18 protein-coding genes and 1 pseudogene are annotated in these 19789 nt (G+C 59.3%); 16 read left to right on the top strand and 3 right to left on the bottom strand.

The features are described from left to right. Nucleotides 1–8: 8 nt before the first annotated feature. The 8 genes from QTL96_RS09495 (at nucleotide 9) to dhaL (QTL96_RS09460) (ending at nucleotide 9064) form a co-directional block, all read left to right on the top strand. A complete protein-coding gene (locus QTL96_RS09495) occupies nucleotides 9–1487 on the top strand; it encodes a sugar ABC transporter ATP-binding protein (RefSeq protein ID WP_113197756.1) in 1479 nt (492 codons plus the stop codon). A 54-nt stretch (nucleotides 1488–1541) separates the two neighbouring features. Next, nucleotides 1542–2546 (top strand): ABC transporter permease, encoded by a 1005-nt coding sequence (locus tag QTL96_RS09490; RefSeq protein ID WP_112942327.1) that lies wholly within the window; start codon nucleotides 1542–1544, stop codon nucleotides 2544–2546. Nucleotides 2547–2630: 84 nt separating this feature from the next. After that, complete coding sequence (locus tag QTL96_RS09485; RefSeq protein ID WP_018897678.1) at nucleotides 2631–3617, top strand: substrate-binding domain-containing protein; 987 nt, start codon at nucleotides 2631–2633, stop codon at nucleotides 3615–3617. 63 nt (nucleotides 3618–3680) lie between these two features. Beyond that, complete coding sequence (locus QTL96_RS09480; RefSeq protein WP_112942326.1) at nucleotides 3681–4454, top strand: SDR family oxidoreductase; 774 nt, start codon at nucleotides 3681–3683, stop codon at nucleotides 4452–4454. Nucleotides 4455–4487: 33 nt separating this feature from the next. Then, entirely contained in the window at nucleotides 4488–5480 is a 993-nt protein-coding gene (locus tag QTL96_RS09475; protein ID WP_289727564.1) for a dihydroxyacetone kinase subunit DhaK, read from the top strand. Nucleotides 5481–5491: 11 nt separating this feature from the next. Then, entirely contained in the window at nucleotides 5492–6139 is a 648-nt protein-coding gene (gene dhaL / locus QTL96_RS09470; RefSeq protein WP_289727563.1) for a dihydroxyacetone kinase subunit DhaL, read from the top strand. A gap of 200 nt (nucleotides 6140–6339) precedes the next feature. After that, the gene (locus QTL96_RS09465; protein WP_289727645.1) at nucleotides 6340–8364 is read left to right on the top strand and encodes a bifunctional sugar-binding transcriptional regulator/dihydroxyacetone kinase subunit DhaK; all 2025 of its coding nucleotides are present in this window, start codon (nucleotides 6340–6342) and stop codon (nucleotides 8362–8364) included. A gap of 58 nt (nucleotides 8365–8422) precedes the next feature. Then, nucleotides 8423–9064: a dihydroxyacetone kinase subunit DhaL gene (gene dhaL, locus QTL96_RS09460; protein WP_289727562.1), complete on the top strand. Its 642-nt coding sequence runs from the start codon at nucleotides 8423–8425 to the stop codon at nucleotides 9062–9064. A 227-nt stretch (nucleotides 9065–9291) separates the two neighbouring features. Here dhaL (QTL96_RS09460) and QTL96_RS09455 read toward each other — a convergent pair. After that, nucleotides 9292–9540: pseudogene (locus QTL96_RS09455) on the bottom strand (TOBE domain-containing protein); the annotation flags it as partial. A gap of 622 nt (nucleotides 9541–10162) precedes the next feature. Between QTL96_RS09455 and QTL96_RS09450 the strand changes: the two are divergent. The 8 genes from QTL96_RS09450 (at nucleotide 10163) to QTL96_RS09415 (ending at nucleotide 17540) form a co-directional block, all read left to right on the top strand. Beyond that, nucleotides 10163–10333: a hypothetical protein gene (locus QTL96_RS09450; protein WP_289727561.1), complete on the top strand. Its 171-nt coding sequence runs from the start codon at nucleotides 10163–10165 to the stop codon at nucleotides 10331–10333. Between the two features lie 61 nt (nucleotides 10334–10394). Then, on the top strand, nucleotides 10395–11429 hold the full coding sequence (locus tag QTL96_RS09445; protein WP_289727644.1) for a 2-oxoglutarate and iron-dependent oxygenase domain-containing protein: 1035 nt from the start codon (nucleotides 10395–10397) through the stop codon (nucleotides 11427–11429). A 26-nt stretch (nucleotides 11430–11455) separates the two neighbouring features. Then, nucleotides 11456–12304: a serine O-acetyltransferase gene (gene cysE / locus QTL96_RS09440; RefSeq protein ID WP_289727560.1), complete on the top strand. Its 849-nt coding sequence runs from the start codon at nucleotides 11456–11458 to the stop codon at nucleotides 12302–12304. A 185-nt stretch (nucleotides 12305–12489) separates the two neighbouring features. Beyond that, nucleotides 12490–14070, top strand: coding sequence for an ABC transporter substrate-binding protein (locus tag QTL96_RS09435; RefSeq protein WP_289727559.1), 1581 nt, complete (start codon nucleotides 12490–12492; stop codon nucleotides 14068–14070). Next, nucleotides 14071–15153 carry an ABC transporter permease gene (locus QTL96_RS09430; RefSeq protein WP_289727558.1) on the top strand — a complete coding sequence of 361 codons (1083 nt, stop codon included), beginning with the start codon at nucleotides 14071–14073 and terminating at the stop codon, nucleotides 15151–15153. It abuts the gene before it with no gap. After that, nucleotides 15150–16007, top strand: a complete 858-nt coding sequence (locus tag QTL96_RS09425) for an ABC transporter permease (protein WP_113197730.1) — start codon at nucleotides 15150–15152, stop codon at nucleotides 16005–16007. The genes QTL96_RS09430 and QTL96_RS09425 overlap by 4 nt, the downstream gene beginning before the upstream one ends. Further along, a complete protein-coding gene (locus QTL96_RS09420) occupies nucleotides 16000–16824 on the top strand; it encodes an ABC transporter ATP-binding protein (protein ID WP_289727557.1) in 825 nt (274 codons plus the stop codon). Before QTL96_RS09425 ends, QTL96_RS09420 begins: the two co-directional genes overlap by 8 nt. Continuing rightward, nucleotides 16821–17540: an ABC transporter ATP-binding protein gene (locus tag QTL96_RS09415; RefSeq protein ID WP_289727556.1), complete on the top strand. Its 720-nt coding sequence runs from the start codon at nucleotides 16821–16823 to the stop codon at nucleotides 17538–17540. Before QTL96_RS09420 ends, QTL96_RS09415 begins: the two co-directional genes overlap by 4 nt. Before the next feature lie 273 nt (nucleotides 17541–17813). On the opposite strand, the gene QTL96_RS09410 is transcribed toward QTL96_RS09415, so the two are convergent. Continuing rightward, nucleotides 17814–18134, bottom strand: coding sequence for a ferredoxin family protein (locus tag QTL96_RS09410; RefSeq protein ID WP_112821986.1), 321 nt, complete (start codon nucleotides 18132–18134; stop codon nucleotides 17814–17816). Further along, nucleotides 18134–19711 (bottom strand): FAD-binding protein, encoded by a 1578-nt coding sequence (locus tag QTL96_RS09405; protein ID WP_289727555.1) that lies wholly within the window; start codon nucleotides 19709–19711, stop codon nucleotides 18134–18136. Before QTL96_RS09405 ends, QTL96_RS09410 begins: the two co-directional genes overlap by 1 nt. Between the last annotated feature and the right edge of the window lie 78 nt (nucleotides 19712–19789).

The following is a 19789-nucleotide window of genomic DNA, read 5'->3' as shown; positions in this document are numbered from 1 at the left end:
GAGCTGAGGTGGAATATCTTCTTGAAGTCGAGGGGCTGAAAAAGTCCTTCAATGGTGTCGCAGCGCTGCGTGACGGACGTTTCCAGCTCAAAGCTGGATCCGTGCACGCACTGTGTGGAGGCAATGGCGCAGGGAAATCGACCTTCCTCAAGATCCTGATGGGCATTCACAAGCGCGACGCCGGATCGATCCGCCGCCGCGGCGCAGATGTCGAGTTTTCCGGTCCGGCGGCCGCCTTGGCATCAGGCATCGCCATCATCGAGCAGGAGCTCAGCCCCGTGCCGCACATGACGGTTGCGGAAAACATCTATCTCGGTCGGGAGCCCAAAGGCCGCTTTGGCGGCATCGACTTCAAGACGATGAACCAAAATGCGCAGCGGCTGCTCGAGCAACTCGAGTTCAACATCCGTCCGACGCAATTCATGATGAACCTGTCTGTTGCGCAGATCCAGCTGGTCGAAATCGCCAAGGCACTGAGCCACGATGCAGAAGTGATCTTCATGGACGAGCCGACGTCGGCGATCGGCGAGAAGGAAGCGCAGCAGCTTTTCAAGACCATCGAGCGATTGAAAACTGCCGGAAAGGGTGTCGTTTACGTCTCCCACCGACTGTCCGAGATTTTCCAGATCGCCGACGCCTACACCGTGTTCCGTGATGGTTTGTATATTGGTGCGGGCGACCTTGCGGATATCGATCGTCCTGAATTGATCCGCATGATCGTCGGCCGTGAACTCGGCGAAGAATATGTCAAGACAAACACGCCGACTGACGTCACCGGGCTTGAGGTCACGGGTTTGAGCGCGACGGGCAAGGTCGAAGATGTGTCCTTCTCCGTCAAGAAAGGCGAAATCTTCGGTATCTATGGGCTGATGGGCTCCGGCCGTTCTGAGATCTTCAATTGTCTGTTCGGTCTCGACCGGATGGACAAGGGTGAGATCAAGCTTGATGGCAAGGCGATCACCGTCAGCAAGCCGGTCGACGCGATGGAGCACGGGCTTGCCTTTGTCACCGAGGATCGCAAGCTGACGGGCCTCAACCTCGTTGACAGCGTTAGGGGCAACATCGCGCTCGCCAGCCTGCCGGAATTCAGCCCGGGCTTCATCATGCGTCGCGGCCAGGAGCAGGCTGCCAGCCAGAAGATGATCGAACGCTTCGGTATCAAGACCGCACGCGACACCATGGCGGTCTCGGGACTATCCGGCGGCAACCAGCAGAAGGTCGTTCTCGGCAAGTGGTTCCTGCGCAATCCGAAGGTGCTGCTTTTGGACGAACCGACACGAGGAGTCGACGTCGGCGCCAAGCGCGAGATCTATCGCATCATCTGCGAATTCGCGGCCGCGGGAGGCACGGTGGTGATGATTTCATCGGAGATAGACGAGGTGCTCGGCATGTCCGACCGCATCCTCGTCATGCGCAACGGTCGCTCGGCGGGCGTCTATCCGCGGTCGGAGACCGACGCGCAGGCGCTGGTGCATCTGTCGACGTGATCGGCACACCGCGAATTTCTCAATACGGATCGGCATGGGAAGAGGTCAGAAACAGTGTCCCTTACAGATAACAAACCAACGACGGGCTGGTTCAACTCGGATCGCCGCAGGCTGCTCATTCAGGAATACGGCATCTTTCTCGCCTTCCTGCTTCTGTCTGTGATCCTATCGTTTTCCAACGAGTACTTCCTCACGGCCGGCAATATCTCGAACGTGCTGTTGCAGACGTCGATCAACGGTGTTCTCGCGATCGGCATGACTTTCGTCATCCTGACGCGCGGCATCGATCTGTCGGTCGGATCGGTCGTGGCGCTCGCCGGCATCGTCAGCGCCAGCTTCGTCACGACCTCGGCAACAGCCGGTATTGCGGGTGCGCCTTATCCTGCAGCGGTCGCTTTGCTGGTCGGTATCGGCGTGGGCCTGGCCTGTGGCGCCATCGTAGGCTTCATCGTTTCCCGCTTCGCCGTCCCCGCCTTCGTTGCCACGCTCGGCATGCTGTCGGCAGCACGCGGCATGACCCTGATCTACGGCGGTGGAAAGCCTGTGCCGGCGCTGATCCCGGAATTCCGCTGGATTGGCACCGGGAACATTCTCGGTGTGCCGATGCCGGTGGTCATCCTTGCCGTCGTCTTCATTGTGTCCTGGTGGGTCCTGACGCGCACGCGCTTTGGCCGTTACATCTATGCCGTCGGCGGCAACCCGCATGCAGCAATCACCTCGGGTATCAACGTCACCCGTATCCGCTTCGCCGTTTACGGCATCTCGGGCTCGCTTGCAGGTCTCGCCGGCATGATACTCTCCGCCCGCACGGGATCGGCACTGCCGCAGGCTGGCATTGCCTACGAACTCGACGCAATTGCGGCAGTCGTCATCGGTGGCACCAGCCTCTCGGGCGGTGTCGGCAGGGTGACTGGAACGCTGATCGGCGCACTCATCATCGGCGTCATGAACAACGGCCTCGATCTGATGGGTATCCAATCCTACTACCAGCAAGTGCTCAAGGGCGCACTCATCGTCGGCGCCGTCATGCTGGACCAGAAACGAAATCAAGGTCTCTGACCTGATAATTCGGATCGTATCCGCGATCCGTTGGCAAACCGCGCGTCATACCGGCGACCGGACATCTCTATGGAGGAGAAACAGATGAAGAAGTTGATGCTCGCACTTATCGCCAGTGCGGCGATCCTGACTGCGCCAGCCATGGCGCAGGAAAAGAAGCTGAAGATCGGCGCCACGACCTACGGCCTGAATGCCGAGTTCATGCAGATCTGGTCGGCCGCGCTGAAGCAACATCCTGCAGTGAAGAGCGGTCAGGTGGAACTGACGGTGTTCGACGGTCGCTATGACGCACTGGTCCAGCAGGAGCAGTTCAACACCATGATCACCCAGAAGTTCGACGCGATCATCTTCGTGCCGATGGACATCGAAGCTGGTGCTGCTGCCGTTCAGGCCGCCCATGATGCCGGTATCCCTGTTGTCGGCTCCAACGCTCGCGTCAATTCCGATCTCCTGACCTCCTATGTCGGCTCGAACGACGTGGAAGCAGGCGAACTCGAAGCCAAGGCTGTTCTCGACAAGATGGGTTGCAAGGGCAACCTGGTCATCCTCGAGGGCCCGATCGGACAGTCCGGCCAGATCCAGCGCCTCGAAGGCAACGAAAAGGCGCTCAAGGCGTGCCCTGACGTCAAGGTTCTCGAAAAGCAGACCGCCAACTGGTCGCGCGCCGAAGCCCAGACCTTGATGGAAAACTGGCTGACGTCGCATCCGGGCCAGATCAACGGTGTCATCGGCCAGAACGACGAAATGGCGCTCGGCGCGATCGAGGCGATCAAGGCTGCAAACCTGAAGGTTGAAGACTTCGCAATCGCCGGCGTCGACGGCGTCACCGATGCCATCAATGCCGTCAAGCGTGGCGAAATGGCATCGATCCTGCAAGATGCCAACGCACAGGCACAGGGCGCGCTCGACGTTGCCATCAAGGCCGCGAACAAGGATGCCAAGCCGGAATCGGCGATCTGGACCCAGTATCCGGAAATGAAGTGGGAAGACGGCGCCTCCAAGGACTACCTCGTCCCCTGGACGCCAGTCACCAAGGAAAATGCCGACAAACTGCTCGAATCCCGCAAGTAACGAACGCAAAGCCAGGGCGGGCAACATGCCGCCCTGGCCTCCACATCGCAAGGGCTTGAAGAGATGACAGACACTGCACCCCAAATTGACCTCAACTTCCCGCTGACAGGCAAGATCGCCGTCGTGACTGGCGCCGCATCCGGGATCGGCTCGGCGATCTCCGACGCGCTGACAGCAAAAGGCGCCACGGTGGCCGTACTCGATATCAATGCCGATATCGCCGCTGCCAAGGCGGCCGCGCTCGGTGGCGGTGCCAAATCTTTCGTCTGTGACGTCTCCCAGCCAGACTCTGTCAATCGCGCCATATCGGATGTCGTCGCAGCATTCGGCCGCATCGACATTGCCGTCAACAGCGCGGGCGTTGTCTTCCTGGCGCCAGCCGAAGATCTGTCGCTCGACTATTGGGACAAGACGATCAACATCAATCTCAAGGGCAGTTTTCTCGTTACCCAAGCCGTCGGCCGCGCCATGATCGCTGCAGGACAAGGCGGCAAGATCATCAATCTTGCGTCGCAGGCGGGCACCGTCGCGATCGAGGAGCATGTCGCCTACTGCGCCTCGAAATTCGGCGTCATCGGCATGTCGAAGACCTTCGCTGCCGAATGGGGCAAATACGGCATCACAGTCAACACCATCTCACCGACCGTGGTCCTGACCGAGCTCGGCAAGAAGGCCTGGGCTGGTGAAAAGGGAGAGGCCGCCAAGAAGCGCATTCCCACCGGTCGTTTCGCCTATCCCGAAGAGATCGCTGCCGCTGCCGTCTTCCTGGTTTCGGATGGCGCCAACATGATCAACGGCGCCGATCTCCTGATCGATGGCGGCTACACAATTCTCTGAGCCGAAGCGCCAGGACATTTTCAAGGAGACTTCATGCAACGCTTCGTCAACAATCCCGACCTCGTCGTCGAGGATACAGTCAAGGGCTTCATCAAAGCCCATTCCGATATCGTGCGCCTTGCCGAGAACCCGCGTGTGGTTGTCGCCAAGGATGCACCGGTGAGCGGCAAGGTCGGCGTTATCACCGGAGGCGGCTCCGGCCACGAGCCTGGCTTCATGGGCTACACCGGCAAGAACATGCTGGATGCCGTTGCCGTTGGCGAACTGTTTTCTTCCCCGACTGCCAAGAGCTTTCATGACGCCATCCGTGCGGCTGACGGCGGGGCAGGCGTGGTCTGCCTCTACGGCAATTATGCCGGCGACAACATGAACGTGAAGATGGCGACAAAGCTCGCCAGCAAGGACGGTATCGAGGTCGCAACCGTCGTTGCCAATGACGACGTCTGCTCCGCACCGCTGTCGGAGCGCGAAAAGCGTCGCGGTGTTGCCGGCGAGATCTTCATGTGGAAGATCGGAAGCGCCAAGGCCACGCAGGGCGGAAGTCTCGAAGAGGTTCGAGCGGCCGCACAAAAGGCGATCGACAACTGCCGGTCGATCGGCGTCGGCCTCGGGCCGTGCACCCTGCCGGCTGTCGGTCATCCTAATTTCCAGATTGAGCCGGGTACGATGGAAGTTGGTATCGGCCATCACGGGGAGCCTGGTGTGCGCGTCGAGCCACTCAAGCAAGCGGCAGATGTCGCCAGGGACATGTGCAAGATCGTTCTGGATGATCACGATCTTCCTGCCGGAACCGAGGTTGCCGTTCTGGTCTCGGGACTGGGTGCGACACCGCTCAACGAACTTTACATTCTCAACGACACAATCGAGAGCGAGATCACCGGTCGCGGCCTCGTCGTCTACAAGACCTATGTCGGGAACTACTTCACATCGCTTGAAATGGTCGGCGCCACATTGACGGTCTTTGCGCTCGATGCCGAGACCAAGCCGCTTCTCGACCTCGAAACGTCCTGCACAATCTTGCTCTGAGGAACGCTGACATGCAAACTTTCAAGAACGCCTCGGCGGGCGCCATCGTCCTTTCGCTGGCAGAGCGCATCATCGAAAATCGGGCCTACCTCAGCGAGATCGACGGCAAGATCGGTGATGGTGACCACGGCGTCAACATGGCCAAGGGTTTTGGAATGGCAGCCGAACGCCTCAAGGGGCAGGATGCCTCGCTGAGTGTAGCGTTCGAGACCCTCGGAACGTTGCTGATGACAGAGATCGGCGGTTCGATGGGCCCGCTTTATGGTGTCATGTTCACCGAATTCGGTGAGACGCTCGAAGGCAAGGACACTGTGGACGCCAGACTGTTCAGCCACATGCTCCACGCAGGGCTGGATGGTATCCAGTCGATCGGGTCGGCCAAGGTCGGCGACAAGACGCTGATTGACGCCTTCGTCCCCGCGGTGAATGCTTTCGACGAGGCCACGGCATCCGGGGGCTCCTTCGCCCAGGCACTGACCGCGCTGACTGAAGCCGCCGAAAAGGGGCGCGATTCGACGATCGACCTGGTCGCGAAAATTGGCCGCGCCAGCCGTCTCGGTGAGCGGTCGCTCGGCATTTTGGACGCCGGCGCCACTTCCTGTGCACTCATTTTGAGCGAAATCTCGATCGGCGTCTCCTCCCGGCTGGAAGGCGTTTGATCTTCCCTGTTGTCTCCCAAGACGGCGCGGCATGTCTGATCGCGGCAGGCCGCGCACCACGCGGTTGCAAACAGGTCGCATTGGCGGCATCTTCCCGGCACATGTAAGCGGGAGTTCATTCCACGGTGGCAACGGTTAAGACGCAGCAGGCGAGAAAGGCCGGCCCAGGCAAAAGCGACCTCGCTCAGGCACCTGATGCGATGCCTTTGCGCTACGGCGACGACCCTTATGTCTGGGCGTGCTGGCTCTATTACGAAGACGGTCTGACCCAGGGCGATATCGCCGACGTCATGGGCATATCCCGTGCGACCGTGAACAGCTATCTAGCCGAGGCGCGAGATCGCGGCATCGTCAACATCACCATTGAGCCGGCCCGGCTTGCATCACTGACGGTAGCTCAAGCACTCAAGAGACACTTCGGCCTTGCCGATTGTCTCGTCGTTCCAAGTGAAGATACCGCCAGGCCGTTGATCGACAGGATAGGTGTCGCAGGTGGGCAGGCGCTTCATAGATTGATCAAGTCGGGTGATACGATCGCGGTCTCATGGGGGCGCACGGTCCTGGCGATCAGCGAACGCGCCGAGGTTCCGGGTTTGCAGGATGTCACCGTCGTGCAAGCAACCGGCGGGACGCGCGCGAGTTTCGCCTATACGCCAGAGCTCTGCGCATCGGCGTTGGCCGATGCCGTCAATGGAAAGCTGATCAATATTTCAGCACCTGCCATTGTTTCGTCAACCGCAGTGAAAGAGGCCTTTTTGCAGGAGCCTCTCATCGAGAGCCAGTTCGACGTGCTCGCGCGCGCAAACAAGGCGCTGTTCGGCATTTCGTCGCTGCGTCCTAATTCCACCATCCACACCAGTGGCTTTTTTGAATCCGTGCCACTGCAGGAGTATCTTGCCAAAGGTGCCGTCGGCGTCGTGGCTGGTCGCTTTATCGACGGACATGGTCGCCCAATCGCAGGTCCGCTCGATGATCGGACAATCGGCATTTCCCTCGATATGCTGAAGAACATCAATCTGCGCATCGCTGCTGCGGGTGGCTTCGACAAGGTACCGGCCATTCTCGCTGCGTTGCGCGGCGGCTATGTGAACGTATTGATTACGGATGCTGCGACCGGCCGCGGCATATTGAACGCTGATGGCGTAACCGATATCGACCAGCGATCGTCGCAACGTCTGCGGCCCGATAATCAGGCACCGCTGCCATCGTCCACACGCACGCGCGTGAAGAAGTTCCTGAATGATCCCGACAAGATCGTCGAAGAGATGCTCGATGGCGTGGTACGCGCGCATCGCAAATATCTTTCGCCGATCGACAAGTCGAACCGGGCCCTTGTCGCTCGCGACGGGCCAAGACCGGGAAAGGTCGGTCTGGTTATTGGCGGCGGCTCCGGACACGAGCCAGGATTCCTCGGCTATGTCGGCAAGGGGCTCGCCGATGCCGTATCGATCGGAAACATCTTCTCCTCACCCCCTCCCTTGCCCATCCTCCATTGCGCGCAGGCAGCATCTGGAGGGGCCGGCGTTCTTTTCGTCTACGGCAACTATGCAGGCGACGTGATGAATTTCGAGATGGCTGCGGAGATGGCAGAAAGTGCCGGAATTCCAATTCGAACGGTTCTGACCACCGACGACATCACCTCTTCACCCCTCGAGGATCGAGATGGCCGTCGCGGCGTGGCAGGCAACTTCTTCATCTTCAAGATCGCCGGAGCCGCCTGCGATCGCGGTCTTCCACTCGACCTTTGTGAAGCAGTGACCCGCAAAGCCAATATGCAGACGTACACGGTCGGCGTGGCGCTCGAGGCGTGTTCGATGCCGCAGACCCAGCGCCCCAATTTCGAGATCGGGGCAGACGACATCGAGTTCGGCATGGGTATCCATGGTGAGCCGGGCGTTATTCGCGAAAAGATGATCAGCGCCGACGAGATCGTCGACAGAGTGATGGACCGGATCCTTGCCGAGATGAACCCGGTCGAAGGCAGTCGAGTTGCTGTCCTCGTAAATTCGTTCGGGGCGACCCCTATGATGGAGCTCTACGTCCTCTTCAGACGCGTCGAGCAGCGTTTGAGCGCCAGGGGCATTGCCATCGAGGCGAACTGGATCGGGCACTACTGTACGTCACTCGATATGGCCGGGGCATCGATTTCCATCATGGAACTTGATCAGGAACTGACGGAACTCCTGCACCATCCATGCGACACCGCAGTCCTAACGATAAAATAAGACAACGAGATGCGTTCGGCGCCTAGACGAGCGTGCCTTGATAATGGGAGGGCAATCAATGCAAGAGAATGATGCGCGCAAACTCAACCAGATGTTCAACCGGATATCGAACCTGATTGCCGCCGAAAAGGACTATCTGACCGAACTGGACGGCGCGATCGGTGATGCCGACCATGGTATCACGATGATGCTCGGGTTTGGCGCCGTGGCCAGTGAGCTGGCGCGATCCGATTTCGAGGACCTGCTTCCGTCAGCCGTGATGACCACAGCCGCGTCCGTGTTCCTGAACGCCGTCGGGGCGTCGACCGGACCGTTATATGCTACGGCCTTCCTGCGTGCGGCAAAGACGCTTGAAGCGCGCCAGTCTCTTGATGCCGCTGGCCAGGTCGCCATGTTGCAAGCGATAACCGTTGGAATACAGGAGCGCGGGAAGGGACAGCGCGGCGACAAGACAATGCTCGACACCTGGATCCCCGCAGCAGAGGCCGGCGTCGCAGCTCTGGAGCGCGAAAGCGGACCTGGCGAACTCTGGCGCGATATCACGGCCGCGGGCGAAAGCGGCGCTGCAGCCACACGTTCGATGGTCGCGGTACGCGGCCGGGCCGCTCGTTTGGGGGAGCGCTCACTCGGCCATGTCGATCCCGGAGCAGCGTCCGCGGTTTTGATTTTGAAGGCCATGGCAGAAGTCTTCGTGGATTGATCACGTGACTTCCAGGCGGTCTCAAGGCTTGCGAAGAAAACACACGAGATCCGCTCTGGCCATCGATTGTCGTGTCACGATGGTACCTATCAACGCGGCTGGCCCTCCTGCCACCGCGCTTAGCATACAGGCTTTGTCGGTGAAGCCACGCTGCCAAGCGCCACGATATCTTGCCGGGAATGACAATCAGCCGGCACGCGCGTTCTTCCTCACCCCGGATGCATTGCTCAGATGGCGAGGCCCTGCTCGTTGAACCTGTGAATGCGGGCCTTGTCTGCGGTCAGGTAAACGGTGTCGCCGGCCTTGGCCGGGAAGCTGCCGTCGCCGCGTGCCGTCATCTGGCCGATGCCCTCGACGTTGACATGCAGGAAGGTGTCGGAGCCGAGATGTTCGGCGACCACGACCTTGCCCTTCCACTCGCCGCTCTCCATCGAAAGCTGGACATGCTCCGGGCGCACGCCGATCGTGTGGGCGCCCTGTGTCGACTGCCGCCTCCTTGATCTCGCCCGCCGTACGCGCTTCGTAAAGCGATAGTCCAAGCGAGAGCGCTGCGGCGAGAAATCCGCCGAGACCCGCCAAAAGCCTGGCATAAAACGTCTTGTTGGACTTGGTAGTATCAGATGGGGTCATCAATTCTTTCATTGCGTCTTATCGAACTGCCTTATCTGGAGCACCTGGCGCCGACTGCAAGATCGAATGGCGCGAGCGCCTCGCCACCAATACGTTTCGCCGGGTCACGGCTCAATGCGCTGGACCATTACCGGCCCCGGTTGATCCGCTCACTAGGCCAAACGCGCCAGCGGCATCGGCATCGGCATCGGCATCGGCAGGACGGCTGAACATCCGTTAGGATCAATTACAACGTTTCTACGCAGATTAGAGGCCAAGCCAAGCCTATTGCTTAGTACCGCGGGCGGGCGATGCTACCTGGTCTGACCAAGGATCTTGAGACGCTGCTTCGTGCCACCCAAGAGCAGGGCGAAAGCGGTTGGATTTTCCCCCCTCGCAGCCAAAAGAGAACAGTAATTTCTGTAATCTACCATTTTTGTCGACAAAATAGGGGCAGTTGGAAACGAACTTTGAAGACGAGAGGCTGGCATGACACAGAACTTCATCCATCGCTTGAAAGTAGGGTTCGAAGCGTTCCTCGCACGATGTGCTGAGCCGGTGGAAAAACGCACCGGTGTTTCGCGCGACCATGAAGCCGATGATCAATTGCTTGAATACGGGCGCTACCACTGGGGAACAGGTCCGGGTTACTGGCCTTAAGGCTGAATCAGAGCGATGAGACACCGTGAACCGATAGCCGATCAAGGGGCATAGATCGGCCATTAAGCGCGCCCCAACCCATCTGCCCACCATCGATTTCTCTCAGTTCTATGGCGCTGCCGATGATCGTTCGAAATTCATTCGGACCCTGACGCGAACCTTGCACGATCATGGTTTCTTTTACCTGACGGGTCACGGGGTGCCACAAACGCTGATTGATGATGTGCTGGCCGCTTCCAAACGGTTTTTTGCTCTGAGCGAAGACGAGAAGCTGTCGATCGAGATGGTCAAGTCGTCAAATTTCCGTGGCTACAATCGTGCTGGTTACGAGCGCACCCGTGGGGAGCAGGATTGGCGTGAGCAGCTCGACATCAACACGGAAGGCGAGCCTGTTGCTGCGACCGCCGATGCTCCGTGGCGCCGGCTTCATGGGCCAAACCAATGGCCACAGGCTTTGCCCGAACTCAAGCCTCTGTTGTTGCGCTATCAGGCGGAGGTTACGCGCCTCGGCATCGATGTGCTGAAGGCGATCGCAGTTTCACTCGGTCAGGCCGAAACCGTCTTCGCTGACATTTACGAACCATCACCCTCGCAGCTGCTGAAGATCATCCGCTATCCGGGCCGTGAGAATACCGGCAGCGCGCAAGGTGTCGGCGCCCACAAGGACGGCGGGTTCGTCACCGTCCTGCTGCAAGACGAGACGCCTGGCCTGCGCATTCGCACGGAAGAGGGGCTGTGGATCGAGGCACCACCGGTTCCCGGTACATTCGTCATGAACACTGGCGAGTTGCTGGAACTGGCGACCAACGGTTTCGTGCGCGCTGATGTCCATGACGTCGTCACTCCACCGTCGGGCACCGAGCGCTATTCCGTCGCATTCTTTCTTGGCGCCCGTTACGATGCGACAATTCCCTTGATCACGTTACCAGACGAACTGAGGCGCAGCGAGCGCGGGGTAACGGTCGATCCATTGAATCCGATCTTTCGTGAGGTTGGCCTCAACAACTTGAAAAGCCGGCTGCGCTCCCATCCCGATGTCGCGGCCAGACACCATTCAGATCTCCTTCATCTTCTGGACCAGCCAGCAGACCGATAACTTTGTTGCAATGTGGAGGAGTGAACATGCCGGGACTGGAGAGCAAGCTCGTCTTCTTGCCCGTCGATGACGCAGCCCGCGGTGAAACCGCAAGGATCTGGAGCAACCTGCAAGGTGAAGCTCATGCCGCCTCGGCAAGAGATGCAGCTCTGACCCGGGCGATGAACTCTGCCGTTCTGATGCATCCAAGCTTCGGACATGCGCTATCGCATCGCCTGGCAATCAAACTCGCCGATCATGACGTCGATCGCGATGAACTGCTGGCGCTGATCTACGGAGCCTACACCAGTCGCCCCGGCCTTCTCGGTGCGGCAGCAGCGGACCTCTTGGCAATCAAGGACCGCGATCCGAGCAACAACGAGCTGCTCACGCCGTTTTTGTATTTCAAAGGGTTCAGCGCGCTCCAAGGCCACCGTGTGGCTCACTGGCTTTGGGACGACGGGCGGCGCCACCTGGCGCGGCACATCCAAAGCCGGATCTCGGAAGTTCTGTCCATCGACATCCATCCTGCTGCCGTGATGGGCCGTGGTATCATGCTCGATCATGGTGGCGGGCTCGTCATCGGCGAGACCGCGGTGATCGAAGACGAGGTCTCCATTCTTCAGGACGTAACGCTGGGCGGCACCGGCAAGCAAACCGGCGACCGCCATCCTAAAGTCCGACGTGGCGCGCTGATCGGGGCGGGCGCGAAAGTTCTCGGCAATATCGAGATTGGCATCGGTGCGAAGGTCGGCGCGGGCAGCGTGGTCGTTTCACCAGTTGAGCCGTATACCTCAGTGGTCGGCGTTCCTGCGCGACCGATCGGGCAGCGGCATGCCTCGCTTCCAGGCGTTACGATGGATCAGGTTATGACAGAGCCGGACTATGTAATCTAACGAATGAACCGTCGATCGGGGGCCCGATCCGATGTAATGAGCGAAATGGAAAAATATTCTCGCTCTTTAGAGAAAATCGCAACGATTGCGCCTGCTGAAAACCATGCTTCCTTTTAGATTGCCGGCTGCACGAACGGTCAAATCCCGCCGGGGTCGGCAAGTGAACATAATTTAGGAGTTTAAAGGTGTCGTTGAGATCTTTCCGGGCCGCCCTGCTAGGCGCCGTTTTTTCCGTAGCCGTCTTGCCATTGGCCAGCTTTGCCGCAACACCTGATGACACGCTGGTTGTCGCCCAGTCGATCGACGACGCAGTCAGCTTTGATCCGGCCGAAGGCTTCGAGCTGACAACCGTTCAGTCCTTCAACAATCTCTATCAGCGCCTCGTACAGTCCAACCGAGACGACGGGACAAAGATCGAGCCGGCGCTGGCCACATCGTGGGAAGCAGGAAGCGACGGCAAGAGCCTGACATTTGCGATCGCCGATGCCAAATTTGCATCTGGCAACCCCGTTCGTCCGGAAGATGTCATCTTTTCGCTGACACGCGCGGTCAAGCTCAACAAATCGCCAGCATTCATCCTGAATGAATTCGGCTGGACTGCAGACAACGTCGATGCCGCTGTGACGAAACTGGATGACAAGCATGTCAAGCTGACCTGGACGGCTGATGTCGGCACGGGATTTGCGCTTTCTCTGTTGACCGCGCCAATAGCCTCGATTGTCGATGAGCAAACCGTCTCTGCGCAAATCAAGGGCAATGACTTCGGAAATGAATGGCTGAAGATCAACTCCGCCGGCAGCGGCGCATTCGTCATTGCCAATTACACGCCGCACGAGGCGCTGGTGCTGCAGGCAAATGCACAGTCTTCAGACAAGCCGAAGCTCGAAAACATCATCATCCGAAACGTTCCTAATGTGGGCGCTCGCCGACTGCTCGTCGAACAGGGAGATGCCGATATTGCAAGAGGCTTGTCGGCCGACCAGATCGAAGCGCTGAAGACCAAGAGCGGGATCAAGGTTCTGGCGGTCCCCTCGGCTCGCACGGACTACATCCTCATCAACAGCAAGGCCAACCCCACTCTCGGCAACCCGGCCTTTTGGGAAGCTGCACGATATCTTGTCGACTACGACGGTATTTCCAAAAGCCTTCTGCGCGGGCAAAGCAGCGTCCATCAGGCATTCCTGCCAGTTGGCTTTCCTGGTGCGCTGACTGACAACCCTTTCACGCTCAATGTCGAGAAAGCAAAGAAGATCCTGGCTGACGGTGGGATAAAGACGCCGTTGAAGATCGAGTTCATCGTTTTCAACGACCAGCCATTCCTTTCGATCGCTCAGTCGCTGCAATCAACCTTTGCGCAGGCAGGTGTGACGCTCGACATTCAGCCGGGCGTCGCAAGCGACATTTATGCGCGCGGCCGTGCCGGAAAGTTCGAAATGACCTTGCGCTACTGGATCCCGGACTACTTCGACGCCCACTCCAATGCGAGTGCCTTTGCCATCAACAAGGACAATTCGGCCAATACGGTAGCTAAGCAGGCCGGCTGGCTCATTCCGGAACTGACCGCCGAAACGCTGTCGGCTGTGAAGGAGCAGGATGCCGCCAAGCGTGTCGCCCTCTATGAGGACCTCCAAAAGAAGATCCAGCAGAGCTCACCTTACATCTTTACGCTTCAGGGTAACGACCAGGTCGTGCTAAGCGACAAGATAAAGAACTATGCCCAGGGTCTTAACGCGGACCAGGTCTATTACGACAAGGTAGAGAAATAAGTGCCGCAAACGGCAATCAAAGCACCTATCGACACCGACAACTCCCGTCAGCGACAAGGCTGGCGGGAGTTGTCTTTGATGGTGTCACTCGTGAGATGGGCATGGTCCGTTGCCCTCACATTGCTGGGACTGACACTGGTGACATTTGCCATGACCCGATTATCGCCGATCGATCCGGCACTGCAGCTCGTGGGTGATCATGCCAGTCAGTCGACCTACCAGCAGGCACGCCAGGAGCTGGGGCTCGATCAGGCGCTTCCGATACAATTCCTCCACTATCTCGGTACGGCCTTGTCGGGCAATCTCGGCCAGTCCATTTCGACGGGGCAGCCCGTCGCCAAGGACATCGCCCGCACGTTTCCCGCAACGGTCGAACTTGCGACAGTTGCGATATTGATTGGCGCTGGCCTTGGTCTGGCGCTCGGGATCGCTGCAGCGATGCGACGGGGTACCTGGATCGACAGCCTATGTCGCCTTGTCTCCCTGGTTGGATATTCGGTGCCGATCTTCTGGCTCGGCCTCCTGATGCTGCTCCTTTTTTATGCCCGGCTGCACTGGGCGCCGGGACCGGGCAGGGCGGATGTCGTTTTCCAGTACACCGTCAAACCGGTCACAGGGTTCGCTTTGGTCGACACCTTGATTTCCGGCAAGGCGGGCGCATTTGTCGATGCTATCGCACACCTCGCACTGCCAGCAGGCGTGCTGGCGCTCCATTCAATTGCGGCGATCTCGCGTTTGACGCGCGCTTCGATCATCACCGAGCTTGGCCAGGAATATGTTACGACCGCGCGCGCGAAGGGGGCGGGGCTTTGGCGTGTCGTATTCGTTCATGTCCTGCCCAACCTCTTTGGCACGATACTGACTGTTGTCGCCCTTTCCTATGCAAGCCTGTTGGAAGGCGCGGTACTGACCGAGACCGTTTTTGCGTGGCCCGGCATAGGACGATATCTGACCACGGCCATGTTTGCCGGGGACATGCCCGCGATCCTAGGCGCGACGCTGGTTGTGGGCGCCGCCTTCGTGCTCCTCAACGCTCTGACCGACATTGGCGTGACTTGGCTTGGAGCACGTAAGACAAGATGACCTTCTCCTTCCACGCGTCGCTGGATGACGCGCCATTGATGAGACGCGCATTACGTTCACCGGCAGCGACTGCCGGCGGCACGCTCATCCTCTTCTTCCTCTTCCTTGCTGTCTTTGCTCCGTTGATTGCACCTTATGATCCTGATTTCCAGCAGGTGGCCTCCCGCTTGATGCCGCCCGATGCCACCCACTGGTTTGGAACCGACGGCTTCGGTCGCGACATTCTTTCGCGCATCATCTACGGCACGCGGCCAACGCTCTTGCTGGTTCTCGTAGTCGTGGCACTGATGGCGCCGCTCGGTATTGTCGTCGGCATAGTTGCCGGCTACTTCGGTGGCGTTGTCGAACGCATTTTGATGCGAATAACGGATATCGTGATGTCCTTCCCCCGGTTGCTGTTGGCCTTTGCATTCGTCGCGATCATGGGACCTGGGTTGATCAACGGCGCTCTGGCTTTGGCTTTGACAAGCTGGCCCGCTTATGCCCGGCAGGCGCGCGTGGAAACGAGCGCACTTGGACGTAGCGATTACCTGGCAGCGGCAGAGATGGTCGGCATTTCCGGCGTTCGGTTGCTCTGGGGCCATGTACTGCCACTGGTCCTGCCCTCGGCAATCATCCGCCTGGCCCTCGATCTCTCCGGCATTATCCTTGCGGCCGCGGGTCTCGGGTTCCTTGGTCTCGGAGTTCGTCCACCAACGGCCGAGTGGGGATCCATGGTTTCTGAAGGCACACAGGTAATTTTCGACCAGTGGTGGGTAGCAGCCGTGCCGGGGTTTGCCATCCTGATCACTTCCTTCGCCTTCAATCTGCTGGCTGATGGCCTGCGCGACGTACTGGATCCGCGTCATGACTGAACCGTTGCTTCATGTTGATGGCCTCTCGATCGCGTTCCCGTCGGCGAAGGGAATGTCGCAAGTCGTCAACGACATCACCTTTACCGTCGGACGCGAGATCGTTGCCCTGGTTGGCGAATCTGGCTCGGGGAAGTCGATGACGGGTCGCGCAATCATGGGACTTTTGCCTGCAAATGCGCGCGTGGCTGCCAAGCGACTTGTCTTCGAGGGGCGCGACCTGCTGACGCTTTCCAGTAGAGAATGGAACCGACTGCGTGGCAACAAAATGGGCCTGATCCTTCAGGATCCGAAGTATTCGTTGAACCCGGCACACAGGATTGGCCGGCAAGTGGAGGAAACGCTTCTCCTGCACGCAAATCTGTCTTCTGCCGAACGACGCGAGAAAGCACTCGATATGCTCAACAAGGTCGGACTAGCCGATCCGAAGCGCATCTACTCCAGCTATCCGGCGACCCTATCGGGCGGGATGGGACAACGTGTAATGATCGCCTCGATGCTGGCCAACAGGCCTAAGCTGCTGATTGCTGACGAACCAACCTCGGCGTTGGACAAGGAGCTGCAGGACCAGATCCTGACGCTCTTGAGAACGTTGAGCGAAGAGTTTGGCATGGGCTTGCTATTGATCAGTCACGATCTGAAACAGGTCTCCCGGTATGCAGACCGCGTAATCGTGATGCGGCGCGGCGTGATCGAGGAGGAGATGGCGTCGGTCGATCTTGCAAGCGCCCGCTCCGGCTATACCCGCGCTCTTTGGGCAGCCCGCCCGAGCGCCGAGACCTACCGGACGCGCCTTCCGGTCTACGGAGGCGACGAATGATCGCCTTGTCGATTGCCGACCTGTCAGTGACATTTCAAAACGGCGGGAAGGGATATGCGGCCGTTCGCGGCGCGAGCCTTGAAGTCGCGGAGGGCGAGACGTTCGGCCTGATTGGCCCGTCAGGCTGCGGCAAGACAACGATACTGAGGGCCGTGGCCGGCCTCAACACCAACTGGCAGGGCTCCATCTCGGTGTTCGGCACTGCATTGACGCCCGGCCAGAAAATTACTGGCGCCCAGCGCGACAATATTCAGATGGTATTCCAGGATCCCTACTCCTCCTTGCATCCGCGTCATCGGATCTCCCGCATTCTCGGGGAGCCGCTCGCAATTAGGCGCGTTGCTGATGCGACACAGCGTGTGCGCGATCTCCTCGATCAAGTGGGACTTCCGCAGGCTGCAGCCGACCGATACCCGCACCAGCTTTCAGGGGGGCAACGCCAGAGGGTGGCCATTGCCCGGGCGCTCCTGCTCGAGCCAAGGCTCCTGTTGCTCGATGAGCCGACCTCTGCTCTCGATGTATCGGTCCAGGCGGAAATCCTGAACTTGCTAAATGAGCTTAAGACGACGAACCGCATGACGCTGGTCCTCGTCAGTCACGACCCAGGCGTTGTCGCCCACATGTGCGATCGGGCTGTCTTGATGGAATCTGGACGTGTCGCCGCCGAGCTGGACAGGCCCAACATTGCCAAGATTTACGCTCAAAGCCAAGCATAGACCGCCTGGCTTCGAGGCGCCGTACCATGGCGGCTGCAGTAACCTTTCGACGAGACTGGCTGCCGTTGGGCGCTTGCTTGAGCGACAGTTCTGAAACATCTCTGCATCGCGACGATCATTGAACATGCCAGTGCTCGGGCCTTCGCGAGCACTTCAACCCGGGTCATCCGAATTGAGCGGTCTTTGCAGGACGGTCAGGTGATCCGGTCGCTTGAGGAACGAACCGGCAATGGTGGCACTTGCCCGTCGGCGATCGCTCCAACCCTCTTGCCGTCATTGTGGCAAACGAAAGTGATCATCAACGTGACGCCGATCACGCGTGTCCTTGTGCCAGCCAATCGCCTTTCGGTAGCTTCCCAGCAGACCATCTCGCCGAACGTCTTCTATCGTCCGGCCGTGAACAACCGCGGCGTCGGGATCGACGTAGAGGGCGTCGACAGGACAGTATAGCTCGCACATGAAGCATGTCTGGCAACGGTCCTGCCGGGCAATGACGGGCGGCCCGTCCGCAACAGCTTCAAAGACGTTCGTCGGGCAGACCTTGACGCACAAATTGCAATCCGTGCAGGCTTCCTGGTCAAGCAGCTCTATCATTATTCTGCAGCCTCGCTGTACTCGCCGGGATCGATTGCGGACGGTCTGACGACAACCTGGTCGAGGCCGCTCACGATGAGCCGATGATGTTGAGTGGTATCCTGTCCTGGAAAATCGTCCCGACGATGCATGCCACGGGTCTCAGTGCGTGCAATGGCAGCCCGATACATGAAGCGCGCCGTGGCGAGCATCGCCTGCGCCTCGCGCAGGCAAAGAGCGCGCTCGTTATCGTCCGCCTGCGCAAGTGAGACCTCCTCCCAAAGTCGATCCAATGTCTCCAGCGAGGCAGTGAGGCCGGCATGCGTGCGGAAGTAGTTGATATCGAGCGGGAAGACCTCGGCCTGTACTGCCTTGATAATGTCGGCTGGTTCGATTGCAGTGTGATGTTGCCGCGCAAGCGCGACATGTCGACCGGTGGACGTGGCGGGCTGGCGCAACGCATGGATAGCTGCCGAGGTGCCGGCGAATGAGCCCGTCGCTATCGCCCATCCAGCGTTGTGGCTTCCCCCACCCGTGAACCCGCCACAAATCGGTTCTCGCGTCGCATTGTCGCCCGCGGCATAAAGACCACGGACCGTCGTAGCGCAGTCAAGGCCGCTTAGTGTCAGTCCTCCCGTACCGCGCACAGTTCCTTCAAGTCGAAGCCTGATCTCGAAGAAGTCACGAAACGGATCGATGCCTCTGCGATCAAAGGGTACGAAGAAGTTCGGTTGCGCACGCCGCAGGATCTCCTTGGTTTCCTCCTGGTCGACAAGGTCGAGGCGCGCATAGACGCGCTCCTTAAGAAGTGTTCGGGCTATGATCGAGCGGCCGCGCGCAGAGCCGGCGCCCTCGATTAGTGTCCGGTCTTCCCGATAGAAACTGGCAAAGCGATAAAGCGCGGTCTTTGTGATCGACGCGAAGGCCGGCGAGATCGCATAGGCGGACGAAAACTCCATTCCTGACAGCTCAGCACCCGCTTCCGCGCCCATCAGGTAACCGTCGCCTGTCAAAACATTGCACCCGAGCGCTCCGCTCTTGAAGGCACAACCGCCCGCCGCAAGTACGACAGCGCCGGCGCGTACGGTCCAAAGACCACCCTCCTGCTGACGAAGGCCGGTAGCGCCGACGACCGCGCCGTCGTCGATCAACAGCCGCGTCGCCGGGTGGTGGTCGAGGATCGTCACACCACCGTTCTTTGCCCGGCGCCGCATCAGGCGCATGTATTCGGGACCCTGAACCGAAATACGCTGCTGCTTCCCGGTCTCGTCGACGGGAAAGGGATAACCCCAGTCCGCGAGCCTGTTGACGCTTTCATAGGTGCGGTCGAGCACAGGTGCCATCCATGCGCGTTCAGAAAGAAACCCACCCATTGCCTCGCGGCTTGCCATGGCGCTCTCGCGCTCGCTGGCATCTGGAGGAACGTACCAGATCTGCGTTCCTGCAGCCGCCGTGGCACCGGAGCTGCCACAATAGCCCTTGTCGACGAGCACGACCTTGGCCCCATTTGCCGCCGCCTCGATCGCAGCCCAGCATCCGGCAGGACCACCGCCAACAATAAGGACATCGCATGTCATTTCAGTTTGTGCCGGGACCATCATCGATATCCTTTGCTGGACGAAACCACATTGAGGTCGGAAAAGAAGAGGTGCATAGAATTTTGATCGATTTTCTGG

Origin of the sequence: Rhizobium sp. S163 (genome assembly GCF_030380805.1) — a bacterium.
GTDB lineage: Bacteria > Pseudomonadota > Alphaproteobacteria > Rhizobiales > Rhizobiaceae > Rhizobium.
Note: the sequence above shows the minus strand (reverse complement) of the source record. Positions and strands in the feature narration are given on the sequence as shown.

What these genes read in the sequence shown, in the direction of transcription:
- cysE (WP_289727560.1), top strand. Translation starts at nt 11,456, where the DNA reads ATGCCGGGACTGGAGAGCAAGCTCGTCTTCTTGCCCGTCGATGACGCA.
- dhaL (WP_289727563.1), top strand. Translation starts at nt 5,492, where the DNA reads ATGCAAACTTTCAAGAACGCCTCGGCGGGCGCCATCGTCCTTTCGCTG.
- dhaL (WP_289727562.1), top strand. Translation starts at nt 8,423, where the DNA reads ATGCAAGAGAATGATGCGCGCAAACTCAACCAGATGTTCAACCGGATA.
- QTL96_RS09415 (WP_289727556.1), top strand. Translation starts at nt 16,821, where the DNA reads ATGATCGCCTTGTCGATTGCCGACCTGTCAGTGACATTTCAAAACGGC.
- QTL96_RS09450 (WP_289727561.1), top strand. Translation starts at nt 10,163, where the DNA reads ATGACACAGAACTTCATCCATCGCTTGAAAGTAGGGTTCGAAGCGTTC.
- QTL96_RS09465 (WP_289727645.1), top strand. Translation starts at nt 6,340, where the DNA reads ATGCCTTTGCGCTACGGCGACGACCCTTATGTCTGGGCGTGCTGGCTC.
- QTL96_RS09420 (WP_289727557.1), top strand. Translation starts at nt 16,000, where the DNA reads ATGACTGAACCGTTGCTTCATGTTGATGGCCTCTCGATCGCGTTCCCG.
- QTL96_RS09410 (WP_112821986.1), bottom strand. Translation starts at nt 18,134, where the DNA reads ATGATAGAGCTGCTTGACCAGGAAGCCTGCACGGATTGCAATTTGTGC.
- QTL96_RS09405 (WP_289727555.1), bottom strand. Translation starts at nt 19,711, where the DNA reads ATGGTCCCGGCACAAACTGAAATGACATGCGATGTCCTTATTGTTGGC.
- QTL96_RS09480 (WP_112942326.1), top strand. Translation starts at nt 3,681, where the DNA reads ATGACAGACACTGCACCCCAAATTGACCTCAACTTCCCGCTGACAGGC.
- QTL96_RS09485 (WP_018897678.1), top strand. Translation starts at nt 2,631, where the DNA reads ATGAAGAAGTTGATGCTCGCACTTATCGCCAGTGCGGCGATCCTGACT.
- QTL96_RS09475 (WP_289727564.1), top strand. Translation starts at nt 4,488, where the DNA reads ATGCAACGCTTCGTCAACAATCCCGACCTCGTCGTCGAGGATACAGTC.
- QTL96_RS09425 (WP_113197730.1), top strand. Translation starts at nt 15,150, where the DNA reads ATGACCTTCTCCTTCCACGCGTCGCTGGATGACGCGCCATTGATGAGA.